The organism is Ideonella benzenivorans, assembly GCF_020387415.1.
GTDB lineage: Bacteria > Pseudomonadota > Gammaproteobacteria > Burkholderiales > Burkholderiaceae_C > Ideonella > Ideonella benzenivorans.
In genome coordinates this window covers 197,325-211,603 of the sequence record NZ_JAGWCB010000006.1, presented here as the reverse complement: position 1 = coordinate 211,603, position 14,279 = coordinate 197,325, and the positions used below count along the sequence as shown (strand labels likewise).

Below are 14,279 nucleotides of genomic sequence, written 5' to 3'. Positions count from 1 at the left end.
CGCCCCAGGGTGCGGGCAATGATAATGCGGCCCAGCGTCCGAAATGGCCGATACCTGGGAGGGTCTGCACGAATGGCTTGGCTGGATGATCAACTGGATTTTCGTTGGGCCGACATCTCGCCAGGGAGGACGTTTGCGCTGACCGAAGCCGGATTGGTCGCTTGTCGGCAGATGGCCCAGATGGGTGTTCTGGACCCCGACACCCCCTGCTATTTCCCGACCGCCAGGGGAGAGGCCGCTTCTCGCTGGGATGACGCCACGGGCGCCTTCGTGGAAAGCCACCCGGAAACCAAGCGCCCATTGGCTCGCCGCCAGGCGCGTTTTGGCAATCTGGTCCGATCCTGGAAATTGCACGGTCTTTTCATGACCAATTGGTCAGACGGTCAGCCCTGGGACTACACGCAGTTCATGCCAGAACTGCAGGGGACGCCCGTGCTGCAGTTCGCACGGAAACGCGCTCAGCGTGGGCAAGTGGTGCTGCTCCCGCTTGGCTGGTATTTCATGGGCCCGGGCAGCACCAATCTGCCGTTGGAGCCAGATCCCATTCCGTTTGAAGCCAAAACATCCAACCTGATCTGGCGAGGTCGAATCAGCGGCACGATCCCTTCGGACGACAGGCAATTGTGGTGGGCTGCCTCATCTTTCATGGCAGGTCAAGAATCCAGAGCACAGCACCATCTGCCCCAGACGGCGCGCTGGCGCGTGGCCCATGCTCTGCGCAACACGCCTTGGGCGGATGTGAAGTTGATCCTGTCCGCGCAGGAGCAGACCCGCCTTGACCACAGCCCCATCCTTCAAACGCTGCTGGATGGGCTGGTGGGCCAGCGACGCACACAGGCCGAGCATTGCGGGGGCAAGTTTCTCCTCGTGATCGATGGCAACGACATCGGCACCAACAAATACTGGAGCCTGCTGTCCAATTCGGTCACGCTGATGGTCGACTCGGAGTGGGAAACGGCCCTGGATGCCGGCCTGGAGCCCTGGGTGCATTACGTGCCCGTGCCCCCCGAGCGCGAAGCCATCGAGGCCACCGTGGACGACCTGCTGCGACACCCTCGACGCTGTCTGGACATCATCCGCGCCGCCCACGCCTTGCTGCAACCGCAGTTGGATGTGGCGATGCGCGAGGCCGCCGACTACGCCACCTTGCGGCGCTATGAACAGCAGGTGATCTGCACCGCCGGCTTGCCAACGACCTGGTCACTGGCCCGCCGCTGAAGCGGCCGGCGGCGCGTAATAGCGCGCCAGCATCGCGTAGTCCTGGGCGTAGATGTCGATCAGCTTCTTCATCGAGGCCGGCCCGATCTGCCCCACGGTCAGCTTGGGCCCGCCCCGCTGTGAATGGGGCATCGTGAAAGGTTGCCCGGTGCGCTGGGACAGGTCCGTCGCCAAGGTGGACAGTTCCTCAAACGCGTAAACCCGGTCAAAGGCCACCAAGGGCGCGACGAACTCGCTGACGGGCCGGAAATGGTGGTGGATGGTCGGCACGCGACAGTAGAAGTCGAAGTTGGCGATGAAGGTGTCCAGATCCGGGTCACAGGGAAACTCGTCCGGCTGCAGCCCCAGGCTGTCGGACAAGCGGGCGACATAGTCGCGCGAGAGTTCCCGGTGGTGCAGCACGCGGTTGCTGTAGCCCGACAGGAAGCGTTGGATCGGATCACGGACCACCAGGAACCGCCAAGCCGCCTGCGTGACGTCCTGCTCACGCTGGTCGAAATAGGCATGGATGTGCGAAGCGCCCCCGCCCAGATTCGGCGAGAACGGCGCCTGCATCACCAGCCGGAACAACGCTTCCTTCAAGGACGTGCACGCCACCTTGGGTATCGGCTGATAGCCAATGGACCAGCGGGACAGAAAGATGCCCAACACCTGCGGGCGCGGGTGCGGCTGGAACCGGAGGTCCAACGCGGGGATATCCGCCCCATCGGCAGGTTGCACGACCAGGCGGGCGGGGCGGCGGTCATCCGCTTGCAGGGGGGCCGCCCGAAAACGGGCGGCCTTGGCCGCCGGCAGATCCGGCCATTTGGCGGCGACGCCCGGAGACGGACACGGCCAGTCCAGGGCATGGGTCACGCCGTCCTGGGCCAGGCTGAGTCGAGCCGGGGCCGGACTGTCAAAGAGCACCACGCCTCCCGGATTCAGCCGGCTCCCCTTCTCCAGCCAGGGCGGCAGGCCATCGAAGCGCGCCAGCTTGACGCGCGGATCGCGCCCTTCGGGTTCTGACGCCTTCGGCCGCAGGAAACAGGGCCGCTGTTGCAGATCCGTTCGCCAAGCCGTCTCTCGATTCAACTGGGCTTCGGCCGCATCGGCCAGCGGTGCCGACGCCGCCTGCAACGCGCGGCTCATGGCCTCCCCCCAGGGGGCGGGCAGGCCCGAGAAGAGCAATGCGTCCGGGGGCGCTGCCAGCGACACCGCTTGCCAGTCATGGCCGCCTGCCTGCATCAATTGGCAGACATACGCCAACCGTTGCTGGATGGCGGCGTCGGCGCGCAGCAAGACCGGCAAACGACGCTCCTGGTCCGGCCACCCCAGACGATGGGCCACTGCACGCAACGCCCGCAGCCGGTCCGCCCAATGCAGCACGCGATGCCGATAGCCCAGACGGGTGGCCAGGCGCAGCAAGGCCCACTGGAACAAAGGCCCCCCGTCTCCCCCCCCATGCACGAGGGGCCGGCGGCGGGCCAGAGCCTCTTCCAGGGTCGCCTTGAGTTGGGCGTGGCGCCAACGGTCGTCCTGGGCCGACGACGCCGATCCCCCACGTTCCGCCATGAACGGACGGATCCAGGGCACCCCTTCTTCGGTCGTTGGCATTGAGGGCGCGTCCGCCACCGCCACGCCGTCAGGCCACCACCAGAGCACGGGCGCCTCCTGTGCGGGCAGGATGGGGAAATGCTGCTCAGTCATCGCGGTGGGTGTCCCACAGATGGGTCATCAGCTGCCGGCTTCCCGTCCATCGCCGGGATTGCTGGGGATCCTGCAGGCTTTGACGGGCCTCGGCCACCAAGGCCAGATATTTGCGGTATTCCTCGGCCCCGTTGAAATGCTGCTTGCGCGCGATTTCCTGCAAGACCTTTTGCTGGAAGCCCGCGTGGTACTTGAAATGGGCAAAGGCCACCGGCTGCGGCGCCACCTTCAGGTTGGAAGCGTAATGCAGACCCTGCGACAGCCTCACCCAGGGGGCATGACGGAACACCGCCACCTTCTGCGAGGTGTAGAGGTTGGGAGCCGAGCCGGGAATCAAGCGATGCCGCAAGGCACTGAGGTAGGTCGGACCGTTGGAATAGTGGCCCGCCCCCAGCTGCCAGTGCACCAGGGGCTGCGCATCGAAATACGGCGCAATCTCAAACGGGCTGCCACCGGCGGTGAAATCAGCGGCCGACAGATCGCCTTCCGGATACATGTCCACCATCAGGGTGAGGGCAGCGTCGTGCCCCTGGGCATCCAGCTCGGCCAGCCATTCGGTGATGGGGCGGTGTTCGCAGTCTTCGTAGACCAGCATCTCGTCGATGTCAGCCAGCACGACCCAGCGCCCCAGCGCGTGCGCCCCCAGCACCGCCTGCTGCCAAGCCACCCCATAGTGGGAATGCCGGTATTCCGTGTCGGCTGAATAGAGCACCACGTCTGGCTGGGCCCGCAGGTACTCCCGCGTGCCATCGTCGGAGAGGTTGTCCACCAGCACGAAGTGGCGCACGCCCAGGGCCCGGTAATGGGTCAGAAAGTGCGGCATCAGGATCTTCTCGTTGCGCGCCACGGCCACCACGATCACCGGCGCGTCGGCCAGGGCCGCCACCCCTTCGGGGGTACTGAGCAACTCCAGCTGGTTGGTGCCCGCCACGCCGCCCAGCACGGGCTGGGCCACGGTGGGCCAGAGGCGCGGCGGGCGCAGCGCGGTCTGTACCCGCGCGGCCTCGACGCTGGCCATCGAGCTGGACTCGTCCAGATGCGTCACCCAGGTGGGACTCGACTGCCCAGGGAAGAAGGTGTTCTGGTATGCATTGACCGGAGCAGCTCCCGGGCCAAAACGCCGGCGCACCAGGGTTTCGTAGCCTTCGGCACTGAGGGGGACGCCGCAGCCCGCCAGCAGATCGCCGATCAGCTTGTCCTCCATGAAGGACGCCAGGCGCAGGCGTGCGCCCTGGGTGGTCGCGCTGCGCCGTCCCAGCCATTGCATGGCGGGCCGCGAGACAAAGTAGCCGGAGCCCCCATCGGCATAGACCGAGGGCTCAGGCGATTTGTCCAAAGCCCCCGCCCCGCGCGCAGAGGCTGAACGCGCCTGGTGCCAGCGGCGGTCCGTATCGCCCTCCCCGCGGCGGAGCGGGCGCCCCATGTAGTGATGGCAGCGATGCAGAGAACGGGCCTGGAAGGTCCCCACGTCCAGATGGCAATCGTCGTCGATCTTGTAGAGGTAGGCGAAATCGGTGTGCCGGACCACCCAGGCCATCAGGGCCAGGGTCTTGTCGGGCAGGTGCTCATAGGCATCCGACACCGGCAGCGCCAACAGGTCGCCGGCCAGCCCCGTCGGCGCCACTCCGTCCCCTTCGCCCACCAGCACCACCCAGGGCACCCCCTGCACCGTCAGGCTGCGGCCCCAGCTGTCGCGGATGGCCTGCACACGGCTGGCCAGGTTCGCGCGACAGGAATAGACGACCACCAGCGTGTCCTGCCCCCAGCCAGGGCTGCTCAGCCGCAGCTGTTCCTCGTCGGGCAGATGAACCGGCGCCTGCGCTTCGGGGGTCAGGCAGGCCGACCAATCGGCCACCAGGTCGGACCAGCCCGACTGCGCGGGCCAACGCCGCAGCAGCCGCTGCACCAGCAACCAGGCGTTCCACAGCGGCGCGCACGGCACCTCGTCCACCGCCCGCTGCTGCCAGGCGCTCATCCAGAGGCTGCGCAGCTCGGCCAGCTCGGCATCGGGCACCTGCCCTGCCCCCGTGGAGTCCCGTTCCGCCATCAGCACCAGCCGCAGCGTCGCCAGATGGACCCCGAGGAACTGGGTCTCCCTAACATTGAGGCGCCGACATTCGCTCAGCGTGGGCAGGGCCGCATGAGCCTGATCGGAACGGGCCGCCGCCAGGGTCCGCCAGACAGCACAGGTCTGCTCGGCCAGCGGCCCCAGCGGCACCCCGGTGACACCGCGCACGGCCTGGCGCAGCAGGTCGCTCGGCAAATCGGTCTGCACGTCGGTCAGCGGATGCGCCGCCAAGCGCAGCACATCCGACGGCGCCAGTCCCTCCAGCTCGGCCACCCAGCGCGGCAGCCCCGGGGGGGTGCCCGGCGTCATGCGCAGGGCCAGAATGATCTCGCGCGCGGCCTGCCAGGCATCGGCATGTCCACGATTGAGGCCGCCACGCAGCTGCTGCAAGGCCAGTTCCAGATCGCTTTCGGCCAAACGTCCCGAGGCCCCTGGACGCAGCAAGACCTGCAACTGGGTCATGGCGCGCTGCGCGGCTGCCAGCCGCCCTGGCAGGGCCACGCCCGCGGGCCAGCGGCGCAGCAGGCAGTCCCAGAACGCCGGCACCAAGGCGTAGTGCCGCTGCGCCTTGTCCAGCAGCTCTTCGGTCAGCTTCGCGGGCCAGGCCGGCGCCATCAGCAGCAAAGACACCTGGGCGTCGATCAGATGGAGATCGTGGGCACGCCCCCAAGGATCGCGGGCCACCCGGTCGAGCAAAGCCACCAGCGCCCGCCCCAGCGCCATCGCGGCCTCGTCACGCACGGGATGGCGTTCGCCATGGCGCAGGAAGTCCCGGGCGGCCTGGGCCACGCACTCGGTGTTCAGCCAGCCCGGCGCGTCCAGCAGGCGCTGGGTCACCTTGGCGGCCTGCTGGAAATCGGCGGCTGCGACGCACTCGGCCAGCAGCAGGGAAATGGCCCAGGCCTGTCCCCCCTTGGCCTGCATCTTCAACGCCGGAATGTCCAGGTGGACCCGCAAGGCCGCGTACTGGTGCTGGGCACAGAAGAACGGGATCAGGGTCTGCAGGAACCGCTGCGCGGTGTCCTCGCCCAGTGCCTGCGCCTTCAGCGTCTCCCGCAGCACCGCGGCCGCCTCGGCCCCTGGCCTCCAGCGGGCGTTGAAATCCCGCTGTGCCCGCCACACGGTGAGCTGGGCGATGTCGTGCTCCGCACGCGGCCGTGCAAGCTCCGCGCCCGGCCCGGCGTCTTGCGGTGCCGGCAGCCCGAAACGCGCGGTCTCTCGCCGCACGAAAGCGGCCAGCGCCGGCGGCAGGTGGGTCATCAGCCCCGCCGCCGCCGCATGCTCCAGCGCAGCCAGCAGGCGGTACTGCCGCACAGGCCGCGTGTCATCTGCCGTGTCCGCGCTGGTGGCGAGCGCCTGCAACTCCTCCAGCACCTGATGCCGCCCCACCCGCAGCACCACGTCGCTGGGCAGCACCTGGTCCTGGACCCGCACCGACAGCTGCGCCTCACGACCCTCGGGCAGTTGCTGCCAGAGATGCGAGGGCAGCTCCAGCTCGAAGCCGGGCAGCGCGGGCGCCCCCGGCACCGTCTGGCGCACGTCTTCGCGCTCCACCCGGACACTGGCGGCGTCCACGAGCTCGCCGGCCAGCAGCAATTCGATGCGTGCCCGGGGATCGGCCGTCACCACCCACCCCTTCAGCAGCAAGCCCTCCAGCGCCTCCAACCGCCCCTGCACCGCCCCCACGGTGGGAGCGGGCACCGCCAGCGCCGCCCAGCGGGCGGCATCCAGAGTCAGGTCCACATCCGCGGGCAACAGTTGCCCGTTGACCCGCACGGCCAGCCGGCAGCGGCCGCCATCGGCCAGCCGCTCCTCCAACCCGGAGGGCAGGACGATGCGGAAGCCCAGGGCCAGACGCTCGCTGTGCAAGGCGGCCTGCACATCGGCCCGGTCGAGGCGAGTCACTCCGGCGATCACCGCCTGGCCATCGACGAGCAGCTCAAGGGTCTCGCTCGGCCCCACCGCACAGGCCCAGCCACGCAGGCTCCGCCCCTCGACCGACTCAACCCGCCCACGGACGGAGGAACTCGCCTTCTTGGCCCGACCGAACATCAGCACCCCTTCCCTGCTCTGCCCATCACAGCCCGAAGGCCACCTTGGCCGCGATCGCAATCTGGTAGAGGATTTGCGTGATGCCGCGGGTCACCTCGATGTTCTTCGAGTCGATCTTCGGCAGGATCAAGATCTCGTCACCCGGCTGGGGCGTCGCGCCCGGTTCGGCCACGCTGCCGTTCGGATGCAGCACGATCTCCTTGGACGTGTCGGCCGACTGGGTGTAGCCACCGGCCATGGCCACGTACTCGGACACCGAGGCCCCCGGTTTGTAGACCAGGGCATTCGGGAACAGCACCTCGCCGCTGAGCATCACGGTGTTCTGCTTCTCAGGAATGACGACCACGTCGCCATCCTCCAGCAACATCTCGTTGGCCTGGGCCTGGCTGGTCAGCACCACCTGGCCCAGGGGCTGGATCTGCTGGGCCTTGGCCACGAAGGCCATCATGAGATCGGCTTCCTGCTTGCGCAGTGCGGCTTCCTCGGCCGTCGCCGAGCGCGCGGTCAGCGCCGCGGTTTCCAGGTTGCGCAGTGACAGATCCAGCGACCGCTTCTGCCGTTCTTGCACCGACTTGCGATAGAGCTGCAGGCCTGCCATGTCCGCCTGCGGCGAGGGGTTCAGACGCGCGATCAGATCCTTCAACCGGGCCCCGTTGGACATGACCAGGGCGCGTTCACCCAGCTGCGCCCCGCCGATGCGCACCAGCAGCGTCGTCGGGTACTTGTCCGCGGTGAAGGTGACCAGATCGCCGTTGTGGACCATGACCCCGGCCAGTTGCCCCAGCGGGTGGTACTCGCTCTTGAGCTCCACCCCGGTGTTGCGCACGATGCTCAGGTGCGTGGCGGTGGGTTTGGGCTGGGCCAGCGTCAGCAGTTCCGAGGCCGGCACGCTGGGGCGCTCCAGCTCGAACAGATAGGGGTTCTGCGCCTCGCCCTGCACGGTGACGACATAGCGGCGGGGACGCACCACCACGGTGTCGCCATCATGGAACTGCAACCGCTCCAGCTTGCCCTCCAGCAGGAACTGGTAGAGGTTGATGACCGCGCGGGGTTGCCCCGCCCGCAGCACCTCGATGTTCAGGTAGCTGCCGCGGTCGACATCAATGCCACCGGCCCGGTCCAGGAAGCTCAGCACCGAATCCGAGGAGATGCCGCCATACAGCCCCGGCGCCCGCACATACCCGGTGACGTACACCTTGACCGGCTGGGCCGATTCGAGCGAGGCATACACGCCCACGTTGGCCCGGTAGGTGCGCTTGATCTGCTCGTCCACCCGTTGGTTGAGCTGGTCGTTGCGCACACCCCGCACCTGGATCGGTCCGGCGTTGGGCACGAAGATGTTGCCCTGGGCATCCACCACCTGCACCGCGTCGTAGTTCAGCGCACCCCACATGCGCAGGGCGATGCGGTCACCGGTGGCGATCTGGTATTCCGGGTTGAAGCCGGTGTAGCTCAGGTTGGCAAACCGGCCACTGAAGACCTGCGAGCCGAACACCACGGGGTTCACGCCCACCATGTCGCCCGAGGGCTGGGCCGGCAGCGCCTGCACCGGCAGGGCCTGGGCCGATGGCACGAGCGGGGCCGCCGGCTGCAGCACGGTGGTCGTTGACCCGGGGACCGCCGCCATGGACTGCAGCGTGCTGAGTACCTGCGGCGGCAGATTGCTGGGCAGCGCGGTGGTCGCCCCGGACGGTGAGGCATCGGCAGCCCACGCCCCCGAGGACAACAGCACGAGCGCCAGGCCCATCGACAGCAGGCGGTGGAATCGAGTCAACATGGTGTCAGTCCTGGTGTTCGCGGATCGTGGCGTGGACGAGGCGGATGATGGTGAAGATCATGCCGCACACCGCCACCACGGTGAACCAGTCCACCAGGCGACGGGGATAGACGGGCAGATCCGGCAGCGTGGGCGGCTCCATGACCATCAGGGTCTTGAGCTTGCGGCTGGCATCCAGGCGGGCCTGCTCCAGCGACAGCAGCGCCGTCTTGTGCTCGTCGCTGGCAAAAGCGGCCCGGGTCAGCAGGCTCTGGTACTCGATGGCCAGCGCCGGCAGTTGTGTGCCGTTGACCGCCCCGGTGGCGCGCAGGCGCTCCACCTCGATCTGGGCCTTGGTGGCCTCCAGCTGGCCGCGCAGACTGCGCACCTGCAGGCTGTCCTCGCTCATGTAGGACAGGGCGGCCTTGAGATCCGCTTCCTGCTTGGCCTGCGTGGCCTGCAACGCCGCGGTCAGCGTGCTGTTGGCCGTGGCCTGGGACAAGGGATCCAGCAGCTTGTGCTGGGTCTGAAAGGCCAGCACCGCGGCATGGGCCTTCTGCTCAAGGGCCGCTGCACGCTGGACTTCCCCTTCCGAGAACACCATGCGTTCGCGCGCAACGCGGTGGGCGTTCTCATTGACGAAGCGCTCGGTCTCTTCCAGGACCGCCTGGGCCAGTTTCTGCGCGAAGGCCGGCTCGAAACCCTGCACCTCGATCGTCAACAAACCAGAATACTCATCCAGCGAGACCTGCACCCGGTTGCGGAAATAGGCCAGGAAGTCCTCCCGCCGGACCTCGGGGTTCAGACGGTAGATCAGGTCCCTGCGCGGGGCGCTGTAATGGGCGCGCAGGTTGAAGCGTTTGTCCAGCTTCTGCAGCAGGTCCATGGACTGGACATAGTTCTGGACGAAGAAGGTATCCGCCAGCGAGATGGGGGCAGAACCGCTGCCGCCCAGCAGGGCCGCCACCGACGCCGAGGTGGAAGACACGGAGGTGGCGGACATGTCCCGCACGCTCACCACCGTGACACTGGCATAGCGGTCGGCGGCCACCGCGCTGTAATAGAGCGTTGCCAGCGCCACCGGGATCACGAACAGGCTCCAGGTGAGACGGGCCGGGGTGACGAACTTCAGGGCATTCAGATTCATGGGCCCTCGATCTTGGTTGGACGTTGCATGTTCTGGTAAATCTCCAGACCTTCCTTGACGTCGTTGTAGAGCGTGGCCTGGCCGTTCTCCAGGATGACCACGACATCACACAGGTTCTGGATGTCCTTGGGGTTGTGGGACACGAGGATGAGCTTGCCTTTGGAGACGTGCTGCTCGAACGCGGCCTGGGCCTTCTTGCGGAAGATGGGATCGCCCGCCGCCATGCCTTCGTCGATCAGGTAGTAGTCGAACTCGAAGGCCAGACTGAGACCGAACGTGACCCGCCCGCGCATGCCCGAGGACAAGGACTTCATCGGCATGTCAAAGAACTTGCCGATCTCGGCGAACTCCTCGACATAGCGCACCTTGGCGCGGGTCTCCTCCGGGCTGGCGCTGAACAGCCGGCAGACGAAACGCACGTTGTCCCGCGAGGACAGGGTGCCCTGAAAGCCCCCCCCCAGCCCCACCCGCCAGGACATGGTCTTGTCGGTCCGGACATGGCCCTGGTCGGGAACCTCCACGCCGGCAATGATGCGCATCAGCGTGGATTTGCCTGCGCCATTGCGCCCCATCAGGCCGATGCTCGCGTCCTCCGGGAAGTGGAAGTTGAGGTTGCGAAAGACGTAGTGCCGCCCCAGCGGCGTCGGGTAGTACTTGGTCAGGTTGACGAGTTCGAGCATGCGCGCCTCACTCCCCTGCGGCCAGGGCGCCGCGCCGCAGGCGGCAGAGCGACATCCCCAGGAAGCACAGGGTCAGGGCCCACATGGCCGGGTAATTCAGGCTGATCCCCTGCGGCAGGATGTAGCCCGGCAGGTAAGCCGCCCGTCCACATTCAACCAACTGCATCATGGGGTTCAACTGCAGCCAGTCTCCCATTGGGGGGGGCGGCTTGGGAAGGGAGAACAACACGCCGGAGAAGAGGTACAGCGGCGTGGCCAGCAACTGCACAAAGGTTCCCACGCGCGGTAACGGACCGATCAGCCCAGCCAGCACCAAGCCCATGCCGGTCCCGAGAAAGAAATACACCATCCAGACGACCATGAAGCCCAACAGGTGCTGCGGCAGCACTTCGGTGTAGCCCAGCCGCGCCATGATCAGCATCACCAGCACGAAGGTCGAGGACTCCAGCACCAATTCCAGCAGGGCCCGGGTGGCCAAGGCATCCATCGGTGTGACCTGGCGGTAGTTGAACAACCCCTGGTTGGCTTTGGGCGCATTCATCAACTGCGTCCACAGCCCGATGGACATGCGAAACGGGATCAGCGCAACCAGCAGAAAGATGGCGTACTCATAAAGCCCCGCATGCAACCGGCCACGCAGATAGGTGTTGATGGCCACCAGCATGAACACCTGCGCCAACGGTGTTCCCAACAGCCAGACCACGCCGGTCCAGTGGCCACCAAAGCGTGTCTTCAGCTCCCGCATCAGCAGGGCAAAGATCACGGCACGCTGAATCTGCCAGGGAGTGCGTTTCTTCACAGACAGAACGACCAAAATGAGACCGCGGGCCCCGAACTGCGCGCCACCCCGTGACCGTCACCGGTCGGGGTCTTCGCCGTGGCCGACTGTACCCCAGGGCACCGCGTCACTCGGGGTCGTAACAAGGGGAACATCATCAGGCCTGTCCCTCTCCTGGCGCGGGTGAACCCTCGGGGGATCCGACACCCCCTGCCCCGGGCTGATGGGCATCGGCCCCGCGCAGGCTCTGCACGAGCCCGTCGGCCAAGACTTCCGGCTGCTCCACCCAACGCAGCGGCAGCACCAGGTGATGCGCCCCGTGCGCGCGGACCCGGTCGGCCTGCGCCCCCAGATCGAACACCGCCACACGGCGGTCGCTGGCCAAGGCCGCGGTGAGCACATAGCAGTAGGTCTCGGGCCAGATGGACGGCACGAAGATGAGGTCGGGGTCAAAGGCCGCCATCCGGTCGGCCAGTTCATGGTCGAAGTAGCGCCCCAGCAGGGTGACCCCCAGCGCCGCCAGCCGGGCGTCATCCGAGGAGTAGCCCAACAGGCCCAGGGTCAGCCCGCCCTCGCCATGGCAGCGGCTGGCCGCCAGCCCCTCCAGAACCGAGAAACCCTTCACATGGTTGATGGCCCCCACCACCAGCACCCGCAGGGGACGGTCGGCAGGCACCGGCAGGCACGCTCCGGTGGGCGGCGCCGGCGGTGCCTCGTGCGGCAGGACCCGGATCGCATCGCTCAGGTGCCAGGCCGAGAAGCGACGGGCCACGTCGTCCGAAGGCGCCACGATGCTGTCGGCCGCCGCCAGCAGCTGCCGTGACCGCGCGCGCCAGGCCGCAATCGGCCCGGTGGGCGGCAGGTGGGCATCGCCTTGCAGACAGCGCTCACACTCCGCCTCGGTCGGCTCGCCGCAGAAGCGACCCTCGCGGTTGACCAGGTTGACGCGGGGGCACAGCAGGTAATAGTCGTGCACAGCGACCCGCAAGCGGATGCCCAGGGATTGCGCCAAGTCGACCAACACCTCGGCCGTGCCGGCCGGAAAGTCGATCAGGTGGTGCACATGCACCTCGCTGATGCGAAGCGCCTGCAGCGCCTCGCGCAGCAGGTCCAGGGCATCCACCGGCACCTGGGCCAGGTTGTCCAGCCCGAACAGGCCTGGATGCAGCAGCGCCAGGGCACCGGCCTGCGCCGAGGGACGCAGCTCGAACACGCCCCAGCCCTCGGCCAACAGGGTCTGCCCCTGCTCCAGCAGGTGCCGCTCGGTGCCGCCCCCCCGGTTGTGGCAGACCAGCAGCACATTGCGGGGGCCGCATTGGCGCGCCAGGCGCCCCAGATCCAGACGGGTCCGTGCCCGCCAGGAGGGGTCCTCGGCGATGTAGCGGGCCACATCGGCCTCATAGGAGGGATGCAGGCGCGCCAGCGTCTTCATCGCCGCCTGGGTGCGCTGCAGCGCCTCCCCCTTGAAGCTGACCGACCCCACGTGCCGCACGTAGACGTCACAGGCGATCGCGTTGCGCCAGCCCTTGCGCAGCACCCGCTGGCACCAGTCGTTCTCCTCGCCGTAACCGCGCCCGAAGTGGCGCTCGTCCAAGCCGCCGACCTCATCCAGGGCGCTGCGCCGCATGTACATGCAGAAGCCCACGCCGGTGGGCGCCTCGACATGCACGCCCGGGTTCACCTCCCCGGCCAGGCGGTCGATTTCCTCGTGCGTGAGCTCCAGCGCCGTGCGGTTGTCGGCCAGCGTCTCGGGGTAGCTGCAGATGGTGGCGTTGTTGGACAGGGGGGTGATGCTGGCCAGGCGGGGGTGCTGATCCGCATGGGCCAGCAAGCGGTCCAGCCAGTCGTTGTAGACCACCGTGTCGCTGTTGAGGATGACCACGTCGCGCCCCTTGCACAGCCGCAGCCCGTGGTTGACCGTCTTCACGAAGCCCTGGTTGCTGCGGTGCTGCTCCAGCACGAACAGATCCCGGGCCGCCAGGCTGCGCAGCAGCGCATTGAGCTCCGGATCCGGCCCGGCGTCATTGATGACCACCACGCGGTGGGGCGTGCGCACCGGTGCGGTCAACACGCTGTGCAGGCAGTTGAGCGTCTCCTGCAGCCCGCCATAGACCGGGATGAACACATCCACCCGGGGCGACGCCTGGCCATGCCGGGGCTGGACCTCGGCCCACTGTGCCGGCGCCCGCATGTCCGGGCCCGGTGCCTGCGCAGCCGCACCACGCACCTGAAGGGGCGCCCGCCACCAAGCCGGCCCCCGCCCTGGCTCCGGGGCCTGAAGCACTTGTGCCAGCTCGCCCGTCGCGAAGATCGACAACACCCCGCCCTTGAGCATACGCAGCTCGGGCCGGGCGTTGAGCAGACGGCGCATGTCCAGGCCGGGCAGCGGGTTGCGTCCCTCGCGCCAGCCCCAGCGCTGGAAGTGCACCAGCGCCTGGATGGCCGTCTGGCCCACGTCCGGGTTGTTGCGCAGGTAGTACTCGACGTCGAACCAGGGCGAGGGCGAGAAACCCCGGAACTGCGCCACCAGACCGAAGTGCAGCAAGCGGTTGACGCCCCGCCGATCGGACCAGTGGGCGTCGTAGTGGGAGACATCCAGCAGCGGGCTGGGCGAGCAGCCCTGGGCATCGCCCCGGGTCACGTAATGGCGCAGCGGTGACATGCCGCCCAGCCCGGCCGGATCGACCTGGGACAGGTAGTGGTCGCGGTCGAACAGCCCGAGTTGCCGTGTCAGCTCGACCTCGAAATCGAGCAAGGCCTGGGGCCGCCCGAAGCGACGGCCCACGGTCCGCGCCAGCCAGATGCTTTGCAGCATGACCTTGGCGTCGAAAGACCGCTTCGGCACCTCGATCACAGCCACTGTCGACACACTCCTTCGCGCCCGGCCAGCCAAC

Annotated in this window: 8 protein-coding genes; 1 reads left to right on the top strand and 7 read right to left on the bottom strand. The window is 67.7% G+C overall.

Features of this window, described 5'->3' with window-relative positions:
* Nucleotides 1–72: 72 nt before the first annotated feature.
* Nucleotides 73–1,218, top strand: coding sequence for a glycosyl transferase family 90 (locus KGA65_RS01840; RefSeq protein ID WP_225861435.1), 1,146 nt, complete (start codon nt 73–75; stop codon nt 1,216–1,218).
* Here the strand turns inward: KGA65_RS01840 and KGA65_RS01835 are convergent.
* The 7 genes from KGA65_RS01835 to KGA65_RS01805 all read right to left on the bottom strand — a co-directional run bounded on the left by KGA65_RS01835 (nt 1,201) and on the right by KGA65_RS01805 (nt 14,200).
* Entirely contained in the window at nt 1,201–2,622 is a 1,422-nt protein-coding gene (locus KGA65_RS01835) for a sulfotransferase family 2 domain-containing protein (RefSeq protein WP_225861434.1), read from the bottom strand. The two genes, KGA65_RS01840 and KGA65_RS01835, sit on opposite strands and share 18 nt — an antisense overlap.
* Nucleotides 2,623–2,896: 274 nt before the next feature.
* Nucleotides 2,897–7,024, bottom strand: a complete 4,128-nt coding sequence (locus KGA65_RS01830) for a glycosyltransferase family protein (protein ID WP_225861671.1) — start codon at nt 7,022–7,024, stop codon at nt 2,897–2,899.
* A gap of 25 nt (nt 7,025–7,049) precedes the next feature.
* The gene (locus KGA65_RS01825; protein WP_225861433.1) at nt 7,050–8,801 is read right to left on the bottom strand and encodes a polysaccharide biosynthesis/export family protein; all 1,752 of its coding nucleotides are present in this window, start codon (nt 8,799–8,801) and stop codon (nt 7,050–7,052) included.
* Nucleotides 8,802–8,805: 4 nt separating this feature from the next.
* Complete coding sequence (locus tag KGA65_RS01820; protein ID WP_225861432.1) at nt 8,806–9,927, bottom strand: KpsE/RkpR family capsule polysaccharide export protein; 1,122 nt, start codon at nt 9,925–9,927, stop codon at nt 8,806–8,808.
* Nucleotides 9,924–10,607, bottom strand: coding sequence for an ABC transporter ATP-binding protein (locus tag KGA65_RS01815; protein WP_225861431.1), 684 nt, complete (start codon nt 10,605–10,607; stop codon nt 9,924–9,926). Before KGA65_RS01815 ends, KGA65_RS01820 begins: the two co-directional genes overlap by 4 nt.
* Before the next feature lie 7 nt (nt 10,608–10,614).
* Nucleotides 10,615–11,370 (bottom strand): ABC transporter permease, encoded by a 756-nt coding sequence (locus KGA65_RS01810; RefSeq protein ID WP_225861430.1) that lies wholly within the window; start codon nt 11,368–11,370, stop codon nt 10,615–10,617.
* Nucleotides 11,371–11,542: 172 nt separating this feature from the next.
* Nucleotides 11,543–14,200, bottom strand: coding sequence for a glycosyltransferase (locus KGA65_RS01805; protein WP_225861429.1), 2,658 nt, complete (start codon nt 14,198–14,200; stop codon nt 11,543–11,545).
* Between the last annotated feature and the right edge of the window lie 79 nt (nt 14,201–14,279).

Coding starts and splice junctions, on each gene's coding strand:
- KGA65_RS01840 (WP_225861435.1), top strand. CDS start 73: ATGGCTTGGCTGGATGATCAACTGGATTTTCGTTGGGCCGACATCTCG.
- KGA65_RS01830 (WP_225861671.1), bottom strand. CDS start 7,024: ATGTTCGGTCGGGCCAAGAAGGCGAGTTCCTCCGTCCGTGGGCGGGTT.
- KGA65_RS01825 (WP_225861433.1), bottom strand. CDS start 8,801: ATGTTGACTCGATTCCACCGCCTGCTGTCGATGGGCCTGGCGCTCGTG.
- KGA65_RS01820 (WP_225861432.1), bottom strand. CDS start 9,927: ATGAATCTGAATGCCCTGAAGTTCGTCACCCCGGCCCGTCTCACCTGG.
- KGA65_RS01815 (WP_225861431.1), bottom strand. CDS start 10,607: ATGCTCGAACTCGTCAACCTGACCAAGTACTACCCGACGCCGCTGGGG.
- KGA65_RS01805 (WP_225861429.1), bottom strand. CDS start 14,200: ATGCTGCAAAGCATCTGGCTGGCGCGGACCGTGGGCCGTCGCTTCGGG.